The following is a 21,402-nucleotide window of genomic DNA, read 5'->3' as shown; positions in this document are numbered from 1 at the left end:
AGTGGGATTCCCCTGTGATCCTGGTGTTGCTTGTTCTTCAGCCGAGCACTTCGGCGAGCATGCGCTCGACGCCCTGCTGCCACGGCGGGAGCACGAGCCCGAAGGCGGCCTGCAGCCGCGCGGTCGACAGGCGCGAGTTGTGCGGGCGCTGCGCGGGGGTCGGGAAGGCGCTGGTGGGCACGGCGTCGATGGCCTGCACCCGGAGCTCGCGGCCGTGGCGGCGCGCCCAGTCGATGACGAAGCTGGCGTAGCCGTGCCAGCTGACCTCGCCGGCGGCCACCGCGTGGTAGGTGCCGCCCAGCTCGGGCTGCTGGCGCACCTGGCGCAGCAGGTGGGCGCTGAGGTCGGCCAGCAGGTCCGCGCCGGTGGGCGCGCCGATCTGGTCGTCGATGACGGTCAGGCGATCGCGCTCGGCGGCCAGGCGCAGCATGGTCTTGGCGAAGTTGCCCCCGCGCGCGCCGTACACCCAGCTGGTGCGCAGGATGAGGTGGCGGCAACCGCTGGCGCGGATGAGCTGCTCGCCTTCGAGCTTGGTGCGCCCGTAGACGCTCAGCGGGGCGGTGGGCGCGTCTTCGTCGCGGGCCGCGCTGCCGCTGCCGTCGAAGACGTAGTCGGTGCTGTAGTGCAGCAGCCAGGCGCCGGTCTCGGCCGCGCAGCGCGCGAGCACGCCGGGGCTGGTGGCGTTGAGGGCGCGCGCGAGCTCGGGCTCGCTCTCGGCGCGGTCGACGGCCGTGTGGGCCGCGGCATTGACGATGACGTCGGGGCGCACGGCGGCGACGGTCTCGGCCAGCCGCTCGGGCTGGCTGAAGTCGCCGTGCAGGCCCTGGGGGTTGTGGCTGCGGTCGTGGTCCAGCGCGACGAGCTCGCCCAGCGGCGCGAGCGCACGCTGCAGCTCCCAGCCGACCTGGCCGCCTTTGCCCAGCAGGAGGATCTTCATGTGTAGGGCTCTCCCTGTGCGGTCTTCAGCGGGTGGCGTAGTTCTGGTCGACCCAGTCGCGGTAGGCGCCGGTGCGCACCGAGTCGATCCACGCGGTGTTCTCAAGGTACCAGGCCACGGTCTTGTTGATGCCGCTCTCGAAGCTCTCGGCCGGCTTCCAGCCGATCTCGGCTTCGATCTTGGTGGGGTCGATCGCGTAGCGGCGGTCGTGGCCGGGGCGGTCCACCACGTAGGTGATCTGGCTCTCGTAGGTCGTGCCGTCGGCCTTCGGGCGCAGCGCATCCAACTTGCGGCAGATGGTGGTGACGACGTCGATGTTGCGGATCTCGTTCTTGCCGCCCACGTTGTAGGTCTCGCCCAGGCGGCCCTTGTCCAGCACCTGGCGGATGGCTTCGCAGTGGTCGCGCACGTACAGCCAGTCGCGCACGTTCAGACCGTCCCCGTACACCGGCAGGGGCTTGCCTTCCAGCGCGTTGAGGATCATCAGCGGGATGAGCTTCTCGGGGAAGTGGTAGGGGCCGTAGTTGTTGCTGCAGTTGGTCGTCAGCGTGGGCAGGCCGTAGGTGTGGTGGTAGGCGCGCACCAGGTGGTCGGAACCCGCCTTGGAGGCCGAGTACGGGCTGTTGGGCTGGTAGGCGGTGGTCTCCGAGAAGGCCGGGTCGGTGTCGCCGAGCGAGCCGTAGACCTCGTCGGTGGACACGTGCAGGAAGCGGAAGGCGGCCTTGGCGTCAGCGTCCATCGCGCCCCAGTAGCTGCGCACTTCCTCGAGCAGGCTGAAGGTGCCCACCATGTTGGTCTGGATGAACTCGCCCGGGCCGTGGATGCTGCGGTCGACGTGGCTCTCGGCGGCGAAGTGCAGCACCGCGCGCGGGCGGTGCCGCGCCAGCAGGCCCTTGACGAACTCGCGGTCGCAGATGTCGCCCTGGGCCAGGATCGCCCGCCCGGACTGCAGGTGCTCGGCGATGGTGGCCGGGTTGCCCGCGTACGTGAGCTTGTCCAGCACCACGATCGCCTCGTCGTGCAGACCCAGCCAGTGGTGTACGAAGTTGCCGCCGATGAAGCCGGCGGCGCCGGTGACCAGAATCATGGGTTGTCGCTTTCGATGATCAGAAAAAAGCACCCCGGAGGGTGCTTGGCATGGTCGGGTCAGTTTCGCCCGTAAGTGTCCTCGAAGCGCACGATGTCGTCCTCGCCGAGGTAGGAGCCCGACTGCACCTCGATGATCTCGAGCGGCACCTTGCCCGGGTTGGCCAGGCGGTGGGTCTGGCCCAGCGGGATGTAGGTGGACTGGTTCTCGCTCAGCAGCAGCACCTTGTCGCCGTTGGTGATCTCGGCGGTGCCGGTGACGACGATCCAGTGCTCGGCACGGTGGTGGTGCATCTGCAGGCTCAGCGACGCGCCCGGCTTGACCATGATGCGCTTGACCTGATGGCGCGGGCCGTGGTCGATGCTGTCGTACCAGCCCCAGGGGCGGTGCACCTTGCGATGCAGCGTGTGCTCGGTGCGCCCGCTCGCGTCCAGCGCGTTGACGATCTTCTTGACCTCCTGGCTGCGGCTGCGGTCGGTGACCATGACCGCATCGGCAGTCTCGACCACGACCACGTCTTCCAGGCCGACCACGCTGACCAGGCGGCTGCTGGCGTGCACCAGCACGTTGCTGCTGTCGCGCAGGATGACGTCGCCGATGGCCGCGTTGCCGCTGTCGTCCTTGCCGGCAACCTGCCACACGGCATCCCAGGCACCCAGGTCGTTCCAGCCGGCCGACAGCGGCACGACACGGATGTCGATCTCGCTGCCCGGGCAGCGCTCCATCACCGCGTAGTCGACCGACTCGCTGGGCACCAGCGCGAACTCGGCCTTGCCCGGACGCACGAACTTGTCGTCGACCTTGCGGGCGGCGAAGGCCGTGCGGGTGGCCGCGGCGATGTCGGGGCGGAACAGCTCCAGCGCCTTCAGCCACACCGAGGCGCGCAGCACGAAGATGCCGCTGTTCCAGCTGTAGCAGCCTTCGGCCAGGTAGCGTTTGGCGGTCTCGAGGTCAGGCTTCTCGACGAACTGGGCCACGCGGGCCGCACCCAGCTCGGGCGTCGAGCGGATGTAGCCGTAGCCGGTCTCGGGGCTGTCGGGCGTGATGCCCAGGATGACGATGGCACCGGTGGTCGCCACGCGCACGGCCTGCTGCAGGGCCGCGGTGAAGGAGGCGGGATCGGTGACGGTCTGGTCGGCCGGCGTGACCACCAGCACCGGGTCTTCACCCCCCTCGAGCGCCTGCAGCGCCGCCAGCGTCAGCGCCGGGGCGGTGTTGCGCCCGGACGGCTCGAGCAGCACGGCTGCCGGATCCTGCTTCGTCTCGCGCAGCTGGTCGAGCACCAGGAAACGGTGCTCTTCGTTGCCCACGATCAGCGGCGCCTTGAGCGCGATGTCCGATGCCCCGAGGGTGGCCAGGCGCTGGGTGGCTTCCTGGAACAGGCTCTGGTTGCCGGTCAGCACCAGGAACTGCTTCGGGTAGCCGGCACGCGACAGCGGCCACAGGCGCGTGCCGCTGCCGCCAGCCATCACGACGGGTTGAACGGAAATCGGGCTGCTGCTCATGGTGCTGGGATCCTCTCAGGATTCATTGAAGACGGGAAACTGATAGACAGGAACAAAATAGGCGCTGCCAACCGACGATTGTGCCGCCGCTAGGTAACAACCCGATCACATCGCGATGCGCATCGTGTGCCAAGTCGTGAGAATTCCTGCCAACCGGGGCCTGACACCCCCCGAAAACGAGGGTGAGCCCCCACCGCCCACAGCCCTCATCAGCGATACAAGCCCAGCCAAGGCGGCAAAGTCTTGACAAACCTGACGCCCAAAGGCAGGCGACTTTGCGCTCCGGACCGCTTCCGCACGATAATGCGGCGGTGATGACACTCCCCAATGACGCGGCCGTCGAGGCCCCATCCGCCATCGAGCCGCCTGCCGAGCCCGCTCGTTTCGACACCATGCCGCTGGATGCGAAGCTCCTCAGAGCGATCGTCGATGCCGGCTACACGATGATGACCCCCATCCAGGCCAAGGCGATCCCGATCGTCCTGGAAGGCCGCGACGTGATGGGAGCGGCCCAGACCGGCACGGGCAAGACGGCGGCGTTCTCGGTGCCGCTGCTGCAGAAGATGATGCGCCACGAGAACGCCAGCGCCTCGCCGGCACGTCACCCGGTGCGCGCACTGGTGCTGGCGCCGACGCGCGAGCTGGCCGATCAGGTGGCCGTCAACATCAAGACCTACGCCAAGCATTGCCACCTGCGGGTGGCCTGCGTGTTCGGCGGCGTGGACATCGCCCCGCAGACCGCCGAGCTCAAGCGTGGCGTCGAGGTGCTGATCGCCACGCCGGGGCGGCTGCTGGATCACATCCAGATGAAGAACTGCCAGCTCGGCCAGGTCGAGTACGTCGTGCTCGACGAGGCCGACCGCATGCTCGACATCGGCTTCCTGCCCGACCTGCAGCGCATCCTGAGCTACCTGCCCAAGGCGCGCCAGACGCTGCTGTTCTCGGCCACGTTCTCGCCCGAGATCAAGAAGCTGGCGCAGAGCTACCTGCAGGATCCGCTGCTGGTCGAGGTGGCCCGCCCGAACGCGACCGCCACCAACGTCGAGCAGCGCTTCTACGGTGTCGCCGACGAGGACAAGCACCGCACGATCACCCACCTGCTGCGCGAGCGTGGCATCCGACAGGCGATCATCTTCGTCAACTCCAAGCTGGGCGCCGCCCGGCTGGCCCGGGTCTTCGAGCGTGACGGCCTGCGCACGGCCGCACTGCACGGCGACAAGTCGCAGGACGAGCGCCTGAAGTCGCTGGCCGCCTTCAAGGCCGGCGAGGTCGATCTGCTGGTGGCCACCGACGTGGCCGCACGCGGCCTGGACATCGCCGACCTGCCGGCGGTGTTCAACTACGACATCCCCTTCAACGCCGAGGACTACGTGCACCGGATCGGCCGCACCGGCCGCGCCGGCGCGTCGGGCGTGGCGATCTCGCTGGCCACGAAGGACGATGCCCGCCTGGTCGGCGACATCGAGAAGCTGATCAAGAAGAAGATCGAGCTCGAGACGCTGGTCGTCGAGGACCTGCGCCCGCGCCGCCCGCCGCGCCGCGAGTGGGCCGACGGCAGCAGCGAACGGGCACCCGAGCGCGCCGCCCCGTCCTCCGAGCGGGAACGTCCGGCGGCCCGGCCGCCGGTGCGCTCGTCACGTGCACCGGCTGGCGATCCGTTCTTCGATCGCCCCTACGAGGCCGACAGCAAGGCGGCGCCGGTCTGGGAATCGGCCCCGGCGCCGGCACACGCCGGTCACGGCGCTCCGAGCCGCCCGCTCAAGCCGCGCCGCAAGATCGCCACGCTGCTGGGCGGCGAACTGCCGACCTGAGCTGGCCGCTCGGTCAGGCCAGGAACGAGAAGACCGCCGGCACCTGTGCCGGCAGCTCGACGGTCGCGTGGCGCCACTGGGCCACGGTCAGCGTGCGGGTCCAGCCGCGCTCGAGCGTCAGGCCACAGCTGACGTTCAGCCAGGTGGTCGGGCGCAGGTGCTGCAGCAGCGCCTGCAACATGGCCGCGTTGCGGTAAGGCGTCTCGATCAGCAACTGGGTCTGCTGCCAGCGCTGCGAGTGGGTCTCCAGCTCGCGCAGGCGCTGCGCCCGCTGGGCCGCCTCGGTGGGCAGGTAGCCGACGAACGCAAAACTCTGGCCGTTCAACCCGCCCGCGGCCACCGCCAGGATCAGCGAACTCGGCCCCGACAGCGGCAGCACCCGCACGCCACAGCGATGGGCCTCGCGCACCAGCGCCGCCCCGGGATCGGCCACCGCCGGCAGACCGGCCTCGGACACCAGCCCCACGTCATGCCCGTCGAGCAGCGGCGCCAGCAGCAGGCCCATGGCCTCACGCTGCTGCTGCGCCCCGGCCGCCGCCTTGCCCCCCTTGGGCGGACGCGGCAGCTCCTGGATCTGGATGGCCTGCAGCGGCCGCGCCAGCGGCACCTGTGCGCCCACCCGCTTGAGCAGCGCACGGGCGCTGCGGGCGTTTTCCGCCACCCAGTGCTCGAGGCGCGCCGCCGTGCGCAGCACCCCCACCGGCAGCACCTCGCCGATGTCGGGCGGGGTGCCGTCGGCCGGCCAGGTGCCCATGTCCAGGGTGTTGGGCACCAGGTAGAGGCTGCCCGCGGGCGTGTCGGGCGCGCTCATGGCCGAGCCTCGCCGGTCGTGGCCAGCATCTGCAGCGGATCGACACCGGCCTCACGCAGCAGGCGGGAGGTGGCGATCAGCGGCAGGCCGATCAGCGCGGTCGGATCATCCGACTCGATGGCCGCCAGCAGGCTGATGCCCAGCGTCTCGCACTTGGCGCTGCCGGCGCAGTCGTAGGGCCGATCCAGGCGCAGATAGGTCTCGATCTCGGCGTCGCCGAGTTCCCTGAAACGGACCTGCACCGGCACGATCACCGTGTGACGCAGGCCACGGTCGGGCCGCACCACGCTGACGGCGGTGTGGAAGACGACGCTGCGCCCGCTCATGCGGCGCAGCTGGGCGACGGCCCGCTCGTGCGTGCCCGGCTTGCCGATGGGCTCGCCATCCAGCTCGGCGACCTGATCGGAGCCGATCACCACCACGTCCCGGCCCGGCTCGCGCACGGCCATCAGCGCGGCGACCGCCTCGGCCTTGGCCAGCGCCAGGCGCAAGGCCAGCTCGGCCGGCGATTCGCCCGGCAGGGGCTGCTCGTCGACCTCGGGCGAAGCGACGACAAAAGGCAGGCGCAGGCGCTCGAGCAGCTCGCGGCGGTAGCGGGACGTGGAACCCAGGACCAGCAGGGGCCAGGGACCGGAGGCCGGATGTGCGGCAGAAGAAGGACGACTCATGTCGCCATTGTTCCATTGCCGCTGCCGCCCCTGCGCGCCGACGGCACGCCGCTACACTCCCGGCGATGAAAGCCCGCGACTTCCACCCCCGCCACCTCGACATCGGCCTGTTCGCCGAGCAGGCCGCCACGCTGGAGGGCGACGAGCCCCTGACGCAGTTCGAACGCCTGGTGACCTGCCTGCACGAAGGCTCGCAGGGCAGCACGACCGAAGCCGTGCACTGGCATGCCGAAGGCGAGGTGCGCCGCGCCGAGGGCGGCCGCAAGGAGATCTGGCTGCACCTGCACGCCCAGGTCGCCGCGCCGCTGGAATGCCAGCGCTGCCTGGAGGCGGTGGCCGAGCCGCTCGAGGTCGACCGCTCCTTCCTGTTCGCCGCCACCGAGGAGCAGGCCGCGCAGTGGGACGGCGAACATGAGGAGGACGTGCTGGTCATCAGCCACCACTTCAACCTGTTCGCGCTGATCGAGGACGAGCTGCTGATGGAGGTGCCTCTGGTGCCCCGGCACGAGATCTGCCCGGTCCCGGTGGTGCTCAGCACCGGCGACATCGACACCCCCGCCGACGGCGCACCACCCGAGCGGGAACATCCCTTCGCCGCCCTCGCCGCACTGAAGAAAACGAAGTCGTCGGCCTGAATCCGACACCGTCGCACGGCTTTGCTTGGAAGCTTTCAGGCAAGCGTGTTATAGTCAAAGGCTTTTCCAACCGGAAAAACAGGAGTCCGCCATGGCCGTTCAACAAAACAAGAAGTCGCCTTCCAAGCGTGGCATGCATCGCTCGCACAACGCCCTGAATACCCCGGGCACCGCGATCGAGCCGACCACCGGTGAAGTGCATCTGCGTCACCACATCAGCGCCACCGGTTTCTACCGCGGCCGCAAGATTTTCAAGACCAAAGCAGACGCCTGACCGGCGGCTGCGTCCGCAGTCGCCGCTGCCCCTCGGGAACAGCGGCGCTCGGACCCCCTGACGCCCTGCGCGTCGCCTGATTGCTGATCGAACGGTCTCACACTTGGACGCCACATCCCAAGATGGCAGCAAGGCACTGGTTCGTCCGGTGCGCTTGTCCGTGGATTGCATGGGTGGCGACCACGGCCCGTCTGTCACGCTGCCCGCCTGCCGCAGTTTTCTCGATCGTCATCCGGATGCCGAGCTCGTGCTCGTCGGCCAGGCGCAAGCGCTGGCACCGGCCGAACACTGGGAACGCTGCCAGCTGGTCCACGCCACCGAAGTGGTCCTGATGGACGACCCGGTCGAGATCGCCCTTCGCAAGAAGCGCGATTCGTCGATGCGCGTGGCGATCCAGCAGGTCAAGCGGGTCGACGGCGTGGCCGCTGCGGATGCCTGCATCTCGGCGGGCAACACCGGCGCGCTGATGGCGGTCGCACGCTATCTGCTCAAGACGCTGGACGGCATCGACCGCCCGGCGATCGCCTCGGTGATGCCCAACCAGTTCGATGGTTACACCACCATGCTGGACCTGGGCGCCAACGTCGATTGCACGGCCGAGCACCTGCTGCAGTTCGCCCTGATGGGCAGCGCGCTGGTGGCTGCCGTCGATGGCAAGCCGCAACCCACCGTGGGGCTGCTCAACATCGGCGAAGAGGCGATCAAGGGCAACGAGATCATCAAGCGTGCGGGTGAGCTGCTGCGTGCCGCAGGTCAGGCCGGCCTGATCAACTTCCACGGCAACGTCGAAGGCAACGACATCTTCAAGGGCACGACCGATCTGGTCGTGTGCGACGGGTTCGTCGGCAACGTGGCACTGAAGACCGCCGAAGGGCTGGCAGCGATGCTGTCGAACTTCATCAAGCAGGAATTCACGCGCAGTCCGTACGCCAAGCTGGCGGCCCTGATCGCGATGCCGGTGCTCAAGCACTTCAAGCAGCGGGTCGACCACCGCCGCTACAACGGCGCCGCCCTGCTCGGCCTGCGCGGACTGGTGTTCAAGAGCCACGGCTCGGCCGACGCCTACGCGTTCGAGAACGCGCTGAACCGCGCGTATGATGCTTCCCGCAATCGTTTGCTCGACCGGGTGCATGAGCGCATCCTCGCGACCCTGCAGGCCCGTGAAGGGTCCGCAGGCGGCTCCGGTGAGCCGCGCGAGGTTGTCGGATCGCACCAAGCTGCATGACCTCATCCTCTCCTCCCCGCTACTCACGCATCGGCGGAACCGGCAGCGCGCTGCCGGAACGCCGACTGACCAACGCCGAACTGACCGCCGAACTGGCTCAGCACGGCGTCGAGACGTCGGACGAATGGATCGTCGAGCGCACCGGCATCCGGGCCCGCCACTTCGTCGCCCCCGGGCAGAACGCCAGCGACCTCGCGGTGCTGGCCGCCCGCCGGGCGATGGAAGCCGCCAGCGTGCAGGCCGCCGACATCGACCTGATCATCGTGGCGACCTCGACGCCCGACATGGTCTTCCCGTCGACCGCCTGCATCGTCCAGCACAAGCTGGGCATCCAGGGCTGCCCGGCCTTTGACGTCCAGGCGGTCTGCGCCGGCTTCATCTACGGCCTGACCGTGGCCGACGCGATGATCCGCACCGGCACGGCCCGCAACGCGCTGGTGATCGGCGCCGAGGTGTTCTCGCGCATCCTCGACTTCAACGACCGCACCACCTGCGTGCTGTTCGGCGATGGCGCCGGCGCCGTGGTGCTGTCGGCCAGCGACACGCCGGGCATCCTGGCCACCGACCTGCATGCCGACGGCCAGCATGTCGACATCCTCTGCACCCCGGGCACGGTCTCGGGCGGCGAGGTGATCGGCAGCCCGCTGCTGCGCATGGATGGCCAGGCCGTCTTCAAGCTCGCCATCGGCGTGCTCGAGAGCGCGGCCCGGGCGGTGCTGGGCAAGTCCGGGCGCAGCGAAGCCGACATCGACTGGCTGATCCCCCACCAGGCGAACATCCGCATCATGCAGGGCACGGCCCGCAAGCTGAAGATGTCGATGGACAAGGTGATCGTCACCGTGCACGAGCACGGCAACACCTCGGCCGCCTCGATCCCGCTGGCGCTGGACACCGCCGTGCGCCAGGGCCGCATCCAGCGTGGCGAGACCCTGCTGCTCGAAGGAGTGGGCGGCGGTTTCACCTGGGGCGCGGTGCTGCTCGACTACTGACGACGGCACGACCGACCGGCCGGCCGCCCCATGCGCGGCGGCACGGTCGACCCGACAACCCATTGCCATGGCCATTGCCACTGCGGACCACACCATGACTGCATTCGCGTTCATCTTCCCGGGACAGGGCTCCCAGTCCGTCGGCATGCTCGACGCCTGGGGCGACCACCCTGCCGTGCGCACGACGCTGGAAGAAGCCAGCAGCGCCCTGGGCGAGGACATGGCCCGCCTGATCGCCGGCGGTCCGAAAGAGACGCTGGACCTGACGACCAACACCCAGCCGGTCATGCTGACGGCGGGCATCGCCAACTACCGCGCCTGGATCGCCGAAGGGGGCGCCCTGCCCGCCGCCGTGGCCGGCCATTCGCTGGGTGAATACACCGCGCTGGTCGCCGCCGGCGTGCTGACGCTGGCCGATGCGCTGCCGCTGGTGCGCCTGCGCGCCCAGGCGATGCAGGACGCGGTGCCCGTGGGCACCGGCGGCATGGCCGCCATCCTGGGCCTGGAGGCCGCACAGGTCATCGAAGGCTGTGCCCGCGCCGCCGTCGAGAGCGGCCAGGCCGTGGAGGCCGTCAACTTCAACGACCCGAAGCAGACCGTGATCGCCGGCAGCAAGGCCGGCGTCGAGAAGGGCTGCGAGATCCTGAAGGCGATGGGCGCCAAGCGCACGCTGCCGCTGCCGGTCTCGGCCCCCTTCCATTCGAGCCTGATGAAGCCGGCCGCCGAGCGCCTGCGCGAACGCCTGCAGTCGATCACGCTGGCCTCGCCGCAGATCCCGGTGATCAACAACATTGACGTGACCGTGCAGACCGACGCCGACGCGATCCGCGATGCGCTGTACCGCCAGGCCTTCGGGCCGGTGCGCTGGGTCGAGCTGGTGCAGGCGCTGGCCGCCCGCGGCCTGACCCACGTGATCGAGTGCGGCCCGGGCAAGGTGCTGGCCGGCATGGTCAAGCGCATCGACGGCCAGCTGACCACCACCACCGTCCTCGACCCGGCCAGCCTCGTGCAGGCCAAGGAACTTGTCGCATGAGCCAGACCGCCTCCCCCCAGATCGCACTCGTCACCGGCGCCAGCCGCGGCATCGGCCGCTCGATCGCCCTGACCCTGGCCCAGGCGGGCCTGCGGGTCATCGGCACGGCCACCAGCACCAGTGGCGCAGCCAGCATCAGTGAAGCCCTGGCCCCGCACGGCGGCCGTGGCGAGGTGCTCGACGTGACTGCCGCCGGCGCGCTCGACGCGCTGATCGACGGCATCGTCAAGGCCGATGGCGGTCTGCAGGTGCTGGTCAACAACGCCGGCATCACCCGCGACACCCTGTCCATGCGCATGAAGGACGAGGACTGGGATGCGGTGGTCGACACCAACCTGAAGGCGGTCTTCCGGGCCTGCCGCGCCGCCATCAAGCCGATGATGAAACAGCGCCACGGCCGCATCATCAACATCACGTCGGTGGTAGGGGCTTCCGGCAACCCGGGCCAGGCCAACTACTGCGCCTCGAAGGCCGGTGTGGCGGGAATGACACGCTCGCTGGCCCGTGAACTGGGCAGCCGCAACATCACGGTGAACTGCGTGGCCCCGGGCTTCATCGCCACCGACATGACCGAAATCCTGCCGGAGGCACAGAAAGCTGCGCTGATGGCCCAGATTCCTCTGGGCCGTCTGGGCAATCCGGAGGATATTGCACAGGCGGTGCTGTTCCTGGCCTCGCCTCAGGCCGGCTACATCACCGGGACGGAACTGCACGTCAACGGGGGCATGTTCATGGGCTGATGCCCATGCACGAGTCCCTGAACCGTCCTGCCCGTGCGGCCCGGATCCCGACCTGCGCGGGCCGGCCGGGCAAGTCCGGAAGAACTGTCTTCCGGACGCCTTAGAATCGCAGGCTGTTTTTTGCACCAACCCTCCTGGAGGAGAGTCATGAGCGACATCGAAGCACGCGTCAAGAAAATCATTGCCGAACAACTGGGCGTTGAAGAAGCGGAAGTCACCATCGAGAAGGCCTTCGTGGCCGATCTGGGTGCCGACTCCCTGGACACCGTCGAACTGGTGATGGCACTGGAAGACGAGTTCGGCATTGAAATCCCTGACGAAGAGGCGGAGAAGATCACCACCGTCCAACTCGCCATCGATTACGCGAAGAGCCACGTCAAGGCCTGAGCGCCCTGACCTTGCCCGTTCCTGAACCAGATCGCCTGCAACAAGCCTCAGCATGACCCGTCGTCGCATCGTCGTGACCGGCCTCGGCCTCGTGACCCCCGTGGGGAACAACGTCGCTGACTCCTGGACCAACCTCGTCGCCGGGAAATCCGGCATCGATCACGTCACTCGCTTCGACGCCTCTGGCCTCGCCGTGCATTTTGCAGGCGAGGTCAAGGGCTTCCGGATCGAGGATTACATCCCCGCCAAGGAAGCGCGTCACATGGACGCCTTCATCCATTACGGCATCGCAGCGTCGCTGCAGGCCGTCAAGGATGCCGGCCTGTCCATGGGGGCGGACCTCGGTGAGCAAGCCGAACGCATCGGCGTGATGGTCGGTTCGGGCATCGGCGGCCTGCCGATGATCGAGCAGACGCACGTGGAATACACCGCGCGCGGCGCACGGCGGATCTCGCCGTTCTTCGTGCCGGCATCGATCATCAACATGATCTCGGGCCACGTCTCCATCCAGTGCGGCTTCAAAGGCCCGAACCTGGGTGTCGTGACCGCCTGCACCACCGGCCTGCACAGCATCGGCCTGGCCGGGCGCCTGATCGAATGCGGTGACGCGGACGTGATGGTCGCCGGCGGGGCCGAATCGACCATCTCGCCGCTGGGCATGGGCGGCTTCGCGGCCGCACGCGCCCTGTCGACCCGCAACGACGATCCGAAGACGGCTTCCCGCCCCTGGGACAAGGACCGTGACGGCTTCGTGCTGGGCGAAGGCGCCGGCGTGATGGTGCTCGAGGAATACGAACACGCCCGCAAGCGGGGCGCCCGCATCTATGCCGAGCTGTCCGGCTTCGGCATGAGCGGGGACGCTTATCACATGACCGCCCCCGACGTGGACGGTCCGCGCCGCTCGATGGTCAATGCCCTGCGCAACGCCGGCATCAACGCCTCCGACGTGCAGTACCTGAACGCACACGGCACGTCGACGCCGCTGGGCGACGTCAACGAGACCAATGCGCTCAAGCTGGCGTTCGGCGACCACGCGAAGCAGCTGGTCGTCAACTCGACCAAGTCGATGACCGGGCACCTGCTCGGCGGCGCCGGCGGCATCGAGTCGGTGTTCAGCGTGCTCGCCCTGTACCACCAGATCTCCCCGCCGACGATCAACATCTTCGATCAGGATCCGGCGTGCGACCTGGACTACTGCGCCAACACCGCACGTGACATGCGCATCGACGTGGCCGTGAAGAACAACTTCGGCTTCGGCGGCACCAACGGCACGCTGGTCTTCCGCCGTCACTGACACGGCGGCAGGTCCGGTCGATCACGATGGACCGGACCACGCCAGGCTGAGACGATGCGCGGCGCTCCGCCCGTCGAGGTTCCCCTGGCCGCGGACCGCTGCTGGTCCGTGCTGCAGATCCTGCTGCTGCTGGGCAGCGCCGCCGCGCTGCTCGCCTGGGCGGCCATGCCGCATCGTGGCCACATCCTGAAACCGATCGTGCTGGGTGTCGCCCTGCTCGGCTGGCTCGGCTGCGCGTGGTCCTGGTGGCGCCGTCCACCTCTTCAGGGCCGTCTGCGCTGGGACGGGCAGGACTGGTGGCTGCGGCTGCAGTCCGATCCCGCCGACAGCGGACCGTGCGCCCGGCTGGTGGTCACGATCGACCTCGGCCGCTGGATGCTGCTGCGCCTGCGCACGCAGGCCTCGACGCTCCCGCACGCTCGGGCAACGACCTGGTGGCTACCGATGAGCGCAGCGGCACTGGGCGACGCCTGGCATCCGTTGCGCTGTGCGGTATATTCACCCCGCCCTGCTGCTCCCTTGCCGGTCCCCGACGATCCGGCCGCCCCCGCTTCCCATGACCGCTGATGCCGACGCCCTGCTGATCGAACGCGCCAAACGCGGAGAGGTCCAGGCATTCGAGATGCTCGTGGTCAAGTACCAGCGCCGCATCGAGCGGCTGATCGGCCGCATCATCCGCGACACCGATCTGGTGCAGGACGTGGCGCAGGAGACCTTCATCCGGGCCTACCGCGCCCTGCCCAAGTTCCGCGGCGAGAGCGCCTTCTACACCTGGCTCTACCGCATCGCCGTCAACACCGCCAAGAAGGCGCTGGCCGACATGCGCCGCGACCCGGTGATCACCGAGTCGGCCCTGGCGTCCTCGCGTGACGACGACGACGAAACTTATCGCCCCGAGAACGGTCTGACCGACGGCGAGACCCCCGAGTCCGTGCTGGCCAGCCGCGAGATCGCGACGACGGTCAATGCGGCCATCGAGGCCTTGCCGGTGGATCTGCGCCAGGCCATCTTGCTGCGCGAGGTGGAGGGGCTGTCCTATGAAGAGATTGCCGAGGTCATGGCCTGCCCGATCGGAACGGTGCGCTCGCGCATCTTCCGGGCGCGCGAGGCCATTGCCGTTCGGTTGCGACCGCTGCTGGATACCAAAGAGGGGCAACGCTGGTGACGCCCCGGCATGGAGTGATCAATGAATGAGCCCTTTCTGCCTGCCCGCCCCGCCGATGAAGAACTGTCGGCCCTGATGGATGGCGAGGTCGACGCCCAGATCGTCGCGCGGGCCTGCCGCTCCTGGCGACAGGACGCCGGACAGCGCACGTCCTGGCACGCCTACCACCTGATCGGCGACGTACTGCGCTCGGACGAGCTGTCGAGCCCGCCCTCCCGCGACGAGGCTTTCCTGCAGGCCCTGCGTTCGCGCCTCGCTGAAGAACCGGTGGTGCTCGCCCCGACGCCGCCGGAGCCGAGCACCACGGCGACGGAGGCCGGACAGGACAGCGCCCTGCTGGTCGAGTTCCCGACCCGGGCCGAGACCGGCTCGCTCGCCCCGACCCGGCGCCGATCGGCGCTGCGCCGCTGGAGCGCACCGCTGGGCATGGCCGCGGGCGTGGCCCTGGTGGCCGGGGTCGTGCTGCTCAACCGGGGCCAGGAGGGCAGCGACGCCCTGTTCTTCGGCTCCAGCCTGGCGGCAGCCGGTGCGGCGTCGATGCCTGCCATGGACGCCGCATCAATGGATGACGCCCAGCTCGCCCGTTACCTGACGCCCCACAAGCAGTTTTCCGGTGTGCCGGTGGGGCAGGCGTCCTACCTGCGCAGCGCCACCTTCCAGCAGACCCAGCCCGTGGCCGTCGGACAATGACGGCACTGCGCTCGACGGCCCTGCGCCAGGCGCGACAGCTGGCCTGCAGCCTGTGCTGCATCGGCGCGCTGCTCGGCGCCCCGGCCCAGGCGGCCCCGGCGGCGACGGCACCGCTCACGCTCGGCAGTTTCGGCCCGACGGAAGGCTCCCGGCTGCTGCGCCGGGCCCAGGAGGCCGCCCGCCACCGCAATTACGCCGGCACCTTCGTGATCAACCTCGGCCGCTCGATGAGCAGTTCGCGCATCGTGCACTTCAACGATGGCCGCGAGCAGATCGAACGGCTGGACATCCTCGACGGCCGGGCGCGGCGCATCTACCGCCACAACAACGTGGTCCACGTGTTCTGGCCGGCCACCCAGATCGCCTCGATCGAGCCGCGTGAGCCGGTGGGGGCCTTCCCGACCCCCTGGCCGGCCGATCTCGAACTGGACACGGAGCGCTACGAGCTCGTGCAGGGCGGCAGCGACCGCATCGCCGGCCTGGACGCGCTGGTCTGGACATTCAAGCCCCGTGATGCGCTGCGCTACGCCTTCCGCCTGTGGCTGGAGCCCCAGTCGAGCCTGCTGCTGCGCGCCGACGTGCTCAACGACCGGGGTGAGCTGCTGGAATCGACCGCCTACTCCGACCTGCAGGCCAGCGTGCGCCCCCAGACCCAGGTGCTGGTGCAGGAGATGCGGCGACTGACGGGCTACCAGGTCACCCGGCTGCAGGTCGAGCGCACCGACCTGGCCCGTGCCGGGTGGTCGCTGCGCGGCTTGCCCGCGGGCTTCCAGCTGGTGCGCTCGGTCCGACGGCCGATCGGCGAGCACCATGCCACGCCGGTGGCGGCCAGCGCGACCTCGGCTCCGGCACCCGAATCGACGATGCTGCAGACGGTGTTCTCCGACGGACTGACCCAGGTCTCCGTCTACATCGAGCCCTTCGATCCGCTGCAGCACCAGCGTGAATCCCACGCGGCCATGGGGGCGACCTACGCCCTCAGCCGCCGTCAGGCCGACTGGTGGATCACCGCCGTGGGAGACGCCCCGGCGCTGACGCTGCTGAAATTCGTCAACGCGATGGAACGCCTGAAGCCCTGAACCGCTCCAAGCGCATCGATCCGGGATTGCCCGGACGCTGTTGCCCTGAGGAACTCCATGCCTGATCGTTTCCTGTCCAGCCGCCGCACCACCTCTCGCCGCTGGCTGCTCGCCGGCGTCAGCCTGGCGGCCGCCACCACCATCGGTCTGTCACTGACCTCCCACTTCAGCGCCACGGCGCAGTCGTCCGGGCCTCCGATGGGGACCGGACAGGCCGCCGCGGTCACCGCACCGAGCGCCGCCCAGCGCGGGCTGCCGGACTTTGCCGATCTGGTCGAGCAGGTCGGCCCGGCGGTGGTCAACATCCGCACCACCACCAAGACCCAGGTCGCCCGCAGCGACAACCCGGCCGACGAGGAGATGCAGGAATTCTTCCGGCGCTTCTTCGGTGTGCCGGTGCCGCGCCCGGACGGCCAGCAGCGCCGCGGACAGACCCCCGATGCCGAGGAGCAGGAGACCCCGCGCCCGAGCGGCGTGGGCTCGGGCTTCATCGTCTCGTCCGATGGTTACCTGATGACCAACGCCCACGTCGTCGACGGCGCCCAGGAGGTCATCGTCCGGCTCAACGACAAGCGTGAGTTCAAGGCCCGCGTGGTGGGTGCGGACAAGCGCACCGACGTAGCCGTGCTGAAGATCGACGCCACCGGCCTGCCGGCCGTGCGCTTCGGCAACGTCGATCGCCTGCGCGTGGGCGAGTGGGTGATCGCGATCGGCTCGCCCTTCGACCTGGACAACACGGTCACCGCCGGCATCGTCAGCGCCAAGGCGCGTGACACCGGTGACCTGGTGCCCTTCATCCAGACCGACGTGGCCATCAACCCCGGCAACTCGGGCGGCCCGCTGATCAACATGCGCGGCGAGGTGGTGGGCATCAACTCGCAGATCTACAGCCGCTCGGGTGGCTACATGGGCATCTCCTTCGCGATCCCGATCGACGAGGCCGGCCGCATCGCCGAGCAGCTGCGCAGCACCGGACGGGTGGTGCGCGGGCGCATCGGCGTGCAGATCGGCGAGGTCACGCGCGAGGTGGCGGAATCGCTGGGCCTGCCCAAGGCCAGCGGGGCCCTCGTGCGCGGAGTCGAGAGTGGCAGCCCGGCCGACAAGGCCGGACTCGAGGCCGGCGACATCGTCACCCGCTTCGACGGCAAGCCGGTCGACAAGTGGAACGACCTGCCCCGCCTGGTCGGCGCCACCAAGCCCGGCAGCAAGGCCGCGCTGCAGGTCTTCCGCCGCGGCGCCACCAAGGACCTGACCCTCGTGGTGGCCGAACTCGAGCCCGAAGGCACGGCCAAGGCGTCGAAGCCCGACGCCCCGTCGAGCGCCGAGGCCGCCACCAGCATCGGCGTCCTGGGCCTGACCGTCGCCGACCTGAGCGATGCGCAGCGCCGCCAGCTCAAGATCAAGGGGGGCGTGCGCGTGACCGCGGCCGACGGCCCCGCGGCCAAGGCCGGCCTGCGTGAAGGGGACCTGATCCTGAGCGTGGCCAACAGCGAGGTCGGCTCGGCCCGGCAGTTCGAGCAGCTGGTGGGCCGGATCGATCGCTCCAAGCCGGTGAACCTGCTGGTGCGGCGCGGCGAGTGGGCCCAGTACGTGCTGATCCGGCCGGAACGCTGAGGCGGCGGGCACGGCCCCTGAGCGTCGGACGGCGTGCAGGGGCCGGATTCAATCTGTGTACAATCTGTGAATAAGCACTGCCTGTCGGCGCCGGCAACGCCCGTTCGATGCCCGCCCCATCATCCGGCCACCCGGGTGTTCTGGCTACAATGAAGTCCCAACAAAGCAGTTGCCCAACCTTTTTGTTGGAAGGCGCGTCATCGGTTCGACGTGCCTTTTTTTTGTTTCCGACATGAACCACATACGCAACTTCTCCATCATCGCCCACATCGACCACGGCAAGAGCACGCTGGCCGACCGCCTGATCCAGCGCTGCGGAGGGCTGACCGACCGCGAGATGGAAGCCCAGGTGCTCGATTCGATGGACATCGAGCGTGAGCGCGGCATCACGATCAAGGCCCAGACCGCCTCGCTGCAGTACAAGGCACGCGACGGACAGGTCTACAACCTGAACCTGATCGACACGCCCGGACACGTCGACTTCTCCTACGAGGTCAGCCGCTCGCTGTCGGCCTGCGAAGGCGCGCTGCTGGTGGTCGACGCGAGCCAGGGCGTCGAGGCCCAGACCGTCGCCAACTGCTACACCGCGCTCGACCTGGGCGTCGAGGTGGTGCCGGTGCTCAACAAGATGGACCTGCCGCAGGCCGATCCGGACAACGCCAAGGCCGAGATCGAGGACGTGATCGGCATCGACGCGACCGACGGCATCCCCTGCTCGGCCAAGACCGGCATGGGCATCGACGAGATCCTCGAGGCCGTCATCACCCGCATGCCGCCGCCCCAGGGCAACCCGGACGGCCCGCTGCGCGCGATGATCGTCGACGCCTGGTTCGACAACTACGTCGGCGTCGTGATGCTGGTGCGGGTGGTCGACGGCGTGCTGCGCAAGAACGAGCGCATCCGCATGATGGCCACCAACGCCATCTATCCGGTCGAGCACCTGGGCGTGTTCACGCCCAAGTCCGAGAACCGCGACCTGCTCAAGGCCGGCGAGGTGGGTTTCATCATCGCGGGCATCAAGGAGCTGCAGGCGGCCAAGGTCGGCGACACCATCACGCTCGAGAAGAAGCTGCCCAACAACGCCGGCCCGGCCACCGAGGCGCTGCCCGGCTTCAAGGAAATCCAGCCGCAGGTCTTCGCCGGGCTCTACCCGACCGAAGCCAGCGAGTACGACCAGCTGCGCGACGCGCTCGAGAAGTTGAAGCTCAACGACAGCTCGCTGCGCTACGAGCCCGAGGTGTCGCAGGCGCTGGGCTTCGGCTTCCGCTGCGGCTTCCTCGGCCTGCTGCACATGGAGATCGTGCAGGAGCGACTGGAGCGCGAGTTCGACCAGGACCTGATCACCACCGCGCCCAGCGTGGTCTACGAGGTCGTGCTCAACGGCGGCGAGGTGATCCAGGTCGAGAACCCGTCGAAGATGCCCGATCTGGGCCGCATCCAGGAGATCCGCGAGCCCATCGTCACGGTGCACCTGTACATGCCGCAGGACTACGTCGGCCCGGTGATGACGCTGGCCAACCAGAAGCGTGGCGTGCAGCTCAACATGGCCTACCACGGCCGCCAGGTCATGCTGACCTACGAGATGCCGCTGGCCGAGATCGTGCTGGACTTCTTCGACAAGCTCAAGAGCGTGTCGCGCGGCTACGCCTCGATGGACTACGAGTTCAAGGAGTACCGCGCCTCGGACGTGGTCAAGGTCGACCTGCTGATCAACGGCGACCGGGTCGACGCGCTGTCGATCATCGTGCACCGGGCGCAGAGCCTCTACCGTGGCCGTGCGGTGGCCGCCAAGATGCGCGAGCAGATCCCGCGCCAGATGTACGACGTGGTCATCCAGGCCGCCATCGGCGCCAACGTGATCGCCCGCGAGAACATCAAGGCGCTGCGCAAGAACGTGCTGGCAAAATGTTATGGCGGCGACGTGAGCCGCAAGCGCAAGCTGCTCGAGAAGCAGAAGGCGGGCAAGAAGCGCATGAAGCAGATCGGCTCCGTCGAGGTGCCTCAGGAAGCGTTCCTCGCGATCCTTCGGGTCGAAGACTAAATCACTACCGGATCTCTGATGGCAACCCTCACCGGCATCCTGTATGCCTGTCTGATCTCCTTCGGCCTGGGGTGGTACTTCGGCTACTGGACCGGCAACTTCTCGCTGCTGCTCTTCATCCTGACGGTCGTCACCGGCCTGTACTGGATGGCCGAGCGCTTCGTGTTCCTGCCGCGCCGCCGGGCCGACGCGCGGGCCCTGGCCAGCAACGCGCAGCAGCGGCGCCAGGAACTGGAGCGGCTGGGCATCCAGCACGACCAGGGCCATCAGCTCGACGAGGCGCAGTCCCGCCTGCTCGCCCAACCCTGGTGGCTGGACTGGACGGCCGGCCTGTTCCCGGTGATCGTGCTGGTGTTCGTGCTGCGCTCCTTCCTGTTCGAGCCGTTCAAGATCCCGTCGGGCTCGATGATCCCGACGCTCGAGATCGGCGACCTGATCCTGGTGAACAAGTTCCACTACGGCGTGCGCCTGCCGGTGATCAACAAGAAGATCATCGCCAACAACGACCCGAAGCGCGGCGACGTGATGGTGTTCCGCTACCCGGTGGACCCCGGCATCGATTTCATCAAGCGCGTGGTCGGCGTGCCGGGCGACGAGGTGTCCTACATCAACCAGAAGCTGAGCCTCAACGGCAAGCCGGTCGAACTGCAGACGCTGGACGATTATTATGACGAGGACCGTCGCCTGTTCTCGAAGCAGTTCTCGGAGAAGGTCGGCAGCGACAGCCACCGCATCCTGGTGGATCCGAGCCTGCCGTCGTCCTACGGGATGCGGGCCCGCAACTTCCCCGGCGCCGAGAACTGTCGCTACAGTGCCGAAGGGGTGACCTGCACGGTGCCGCCCGGCCACTATTTCATGATGGGCGACAACCGGGACAATTCCGAGGACTCGCGCTACTGGGGATTCGTGCCCGACGAGAACATCGTGGGACGCGCGTTTTTTGTCTGGATGAATTTCGGCAACCTGAAACGCATCGGTGCGTTCCACTGAAGGACCCGAGCCCCCAGAATCCGGAGGATGACGATGAGCACCAACGAGCTTCGACCCGCCACGCGCGCATGGCCCCGCCAGCAGCGCGGCATCACGCTGATCGGGCTGATCTTCTGGGCCACGCTCATCACCTTCGTCGCCATCGTGGCGCTGCGCGTGGTGCCGACGGTCAACGAGTACTACACGATCGCCCGCACGGTCGACAAGGTGGCGCGTGAGGGCGGCGGCACGGTGCCCGAGATCCGCATCGCCTTCGACCGCTACCGCCAGATCGAGTACGGCATCACCTCGCTGACCGGCCGGGACCTGGACATCACCAAGGAAAACGACCGCATCGTGGTGAGCTTCGCCTACTCGAAAGAGATCGAGCTGTTCGGGCCGGTCCACCTGTTGATCAAATACCAGGGCCGCTCCCACTGAGCCCCCG

At 68.5% G+C, this 21,402-nt stretch carries 22 protein-coding genes; 17 read left to right on the top strand and 5 right to left on the bottom strand.

Going from position 1 to position 21,402, the window contains the following annotated elements; genetic code table 11:
• Positions 1-37: 37 nt before the first annotated feature.
• From rfbD to C7444_RS07385, 3 genes are read right to left on the bottom strand one after another with little or no spacing between them, the layout of a single operon-like run.
• Entirely contained in the window at positions 38-937 is a 900-nt protein-coding gene (rfbD, locus tag C7444_RS07395; protein WP_110400201.1) for a dTDP-4-dehydrorhamnose reductase, read from the bottom strand.
• Between the two features lie 25 nt (positions 938-962).
• Positions 963-2,024: a dTDP-glucose 4,6-dehydratase gene (gene rfbB / locus C7444_RS07390; protein ID WP_110400200.1), complete on the bottom strand. Its 1,062-nt coding sequence runs from the start codon at positions 2,022-2,024 to the stop codon at positions 963-965.
• Between the two features lie 59 nt (positions 2,025-2,083).
• The gene (locus C7444_RS07385; RefSeq protein WP_170130659.1) at positions 2,084-3,529 is read right to left on the bottom strand and encodes a mannose-1-phosphate guanylyltransferase/mannose-6-phosphate isomerase; all 1,446 of its coding nucleotides are present in this window, start codon (positions 3,527-3,529) and stop codon (positions 2,084-2,086) included.
• 314 nt (positions 3,530-3,843) lie between these two features.
• Between C7444_RS07385 and C7444_RS07380 the strand changes: the two genes are divergently transcribed.
• Positions 3,844-5,340 carry a DEAD/DEAH box helicase gene (locus C7444_RS07380; RefSeq protein ID WP_211317500.1) on the top strand — a complete coding sequence of 499 codons (1,497 nt, stop codon included), beginning with the start codon at positions 3,844-3,846 and terminating at the stop codon, positions 5,338-5,340.
• Between the two features lie 13 nt (positions 5,341-5,353).
• Here the strand turns inward: C7444_RS07380 and C7444_RS07375 are convergent, their stop codons facing one another.
• Positions 5,354-6,151, bottom strand: a complete 798-nt coding sequence (locus C7444_RS07375; protein ID WP_110400198.1) for an SAM-dependent methyltransferase — start codon at positions 6,149-6,151, stop codon at positions 5,354-5,356.
• Positions 6,148-6,819 carry a Maf family nucleotide pyrophosphatase gene (locus tag C7444_RS07370; RefSeq protein ID WP_110400197.1) on the bottom strand — a complete coding sequence of 224 codons (672 nt, stop codon included), beginning with the start codon at positions 6,817-6,819 and terminating at the stop codon, positions 6,148-6,150. The genes C7444_RS07375 and C7444_RS07370 overlap by 4 nt, the downstream gene beginning before the upstream one ends.
• Positions 6,820-6,884: 65 nt before the next feature.
• Here C7444_RS07370 and C7444_RS07365 point away from each other — a divergent pair, with 65 nt between their 5' ends.
• The 16 genes from C7444_RS07365 to C7444_RS07290 all read left to right on the top strand — a co-directional run bounded on the left by C7444_RS07365 (position 6,885) and on the right by C7444_RS07290 (position 21,395).
• Positions 6,885-7,454, top strand: a complete 570-nt coding sequence (locus C7444_RS07365) for a YceD family protein (RefSeq protein WP_110400196.1) — start codon at positions 6,885-6,887, stop codon at positions 7,452-7,454.
• 91 nt (positions 7,455-7,545) lie between these two features.
• Positions 7,546-7,728 (top strand): 50S ribosomal protein L32, encoded by a 183-nt coding sequence (rpmF, locus tag C7444_RS07360; RefSeq protein WP_110400195.1) that lies wholly within the window; start codon positions 7,546-7,548, stop codon positions 7,726-7,728.
• Between the two features lie 136 nt (positions 7,729-7,864).
• Positions 7,865-8,953 (top strand): phosphate acyltransferase PlsX, encoded by a 1,089-nt coding sequence (gene plsX / locus C7444_RS07355; protein ID WP_110400308.1) that lies wholly within the window; start codon positions 7,865-7,867, stop codon positions 8,951-8,953.
• Positions 8,950-9,942, top strand: a complete 993-nt coding sequence (locus C7444_RS07350) for a beta-ketoacyl-ACP synthase III (RefSeq protein ID WP_110400194.1) — start codon at positions 8,950-8,952, stop codon at positions 9,940-9,942. The genes plsX and C7444_RS07350 overlap by 4 nt, the downstream gene beginning before the upstream one ends.
• A gap of 94 nt (positions 9,943-10,036) precedes the next feature.
• Complete coding sequence (gene fabD / locus C7444_RS07345; protein ID WP_110400193.1) at positions 10,037-10,975, top strand: ACP S-malonyltransferase; 939 nt, start codon at positions 10,037-10,039, stop codon at positions 10,973-10,975.
• Positions 10,972-11,715, top strand: coding sequence for a 3-oxoacyl-ACP reductase FabG (fabG, locus tag C7444_RS07340; protein ID WP_110400192.1), 744 nt, complete (start codon positions 10,972-10,974; stop codon positions 11,713-11,715). Before fabD ends, fabG begins: the two co-directional genes overlap by 4 nt.
• A gap of 147 nt (positions 11,716-11,862) precedes the next feature.
• Positions 11,863-12,102 carry an acyl carrier protein gene (gene acpP, locus C7444_RS07335; RefSeq protein ID WP_110400191.1) on the top strand — a complete coding sequence of 80 codons (240 nt, stop codon included), beginning with the start codon at positions 11,863-11,865 and terminating at the stop codon, positions 12,100-12,102.
• A gap of 52 nt (positions 12,103-12,154) precedes the next feature.
• Positions 12,155-13,396, top strand: a complete 1,242-nt coding sequence (fabF, locus tag C7444_RS07330; protein ID WP_110400190.1) for a beta-ketoacyl-ACP synthase II — start codon at positions 12,155-12,157, stop codon at positions 13,394-13,396.
• A 108-nt stretch (positions 13,397-13,504) separates the two neighbouring features.
• Entirely contained in the window at positions 13,505-13,963 is a 459-nt protein-coding gene (locus C7444_RS07325; protein WP_170130658.1) for a hypothetical protein, read from the top strand.
• Positions 13,953-14,561 (top strand): RNA polymerase sigma factor RpoE, encoded by a 609-nt coding sequence (gene rpoE, locus C7444_RS07320; RefSeq protein WP_110400188.1) that lies wholly within the window; start codon positions 13,953-13,955, stop codon positions 14,559-14,561. Before C7444_RS07325 ends, rpoE begins: the two co-directional genes overlap by 11 nt.
• A 21-nt stretch (positions 14,562-14,582) precedes the next feature.
• Positions 14,583-15,251, top strand: coding sequence for a sigma-E factor negative regulatory protein (locus C7444_RS07315; protein ID WP_110400187.1), 669 nt, complete (start codon positions 14,583-14,585; stop codon positions 15,249-15,251).
• Positions 15,248-16,330, top strand: coding sequence for a MucB/RseB C-terminal domain-containing protein (locus C7444_RS07310; RefSeq protein ID WP_110400186.1), 1,083 nt, complete (start codon positions 15,248-15,250; stop codon positions 16,328-16,330). Before C7444_RS07315 ends, C7444_RS07310 begins: the two co-directional genes overlap by 4 nt.
• Positions 16,331-16,528: 198 nt before the next feature.
• Positions 16,529-17,944, top strand: a complete 1,416-nt coding sequence (locus C7444_RS07305) for a DegQ family serine endoprotease (RefSeq protein WP_245909456.1) — start codon at positions 16,529-16,531, stop codon at positions 17,942-17,944.
• Between the two features lie 232 nt (positions 17,945-18,176).
• Positions 18,177-19,985: a translation elongation factor 4 gene (lepA, locus tag C7444_RS07300; RefSeq protein ID WP_110400184.1), complete on the top strand. Its 1,809-nt coding sequence runs from the start codon at positions 18,177-18,179 to the stop codon at positions 19,983-19,985.
• 18 nt (positions 19,986-20,003) lie between these two features.
• The gene (lepB, locus tag C7444_RS07295) at positions 20,004-20,975 is read left to right on the top strand and encodes a signal peptidase I (RefSeq protein WP_110400183.1); all 972 of its coding nucleotides are present in this window, start codon (positions 20,004-20,006) and stop codon (positions 20,973-20,975) included.
• Positions 20,976-21,008: 33 nt separating this feature from the next.
• Positions 21,009-21,395, top strand: a complete 387-nt coding sequence (locus tag C7444_RS07290; protein ID WP_110400307.1) for a DUF4845 domain-containing protein — start codon at positions 21,009-21,011, stop codon at positions 21,393-21,395.
• Positions 21,396-21,402: the final 7 nt, after the last annotated feature.

Origin of the sequence: Sphaerotilus hippei, assembly GCF_003201595.1 — a bacterium.
Taxonomy (GTDB): domain Bacteria; phylum Pseudomonadota; class Gammaproteobacteria; order Burkholderiales; family Burkholderiaceae_C; genus Sphaerotilus; species Sphaerotilus hippei.
This window is presented reverse-complemented; position numbering and strand designations above follow the sequence as displayed.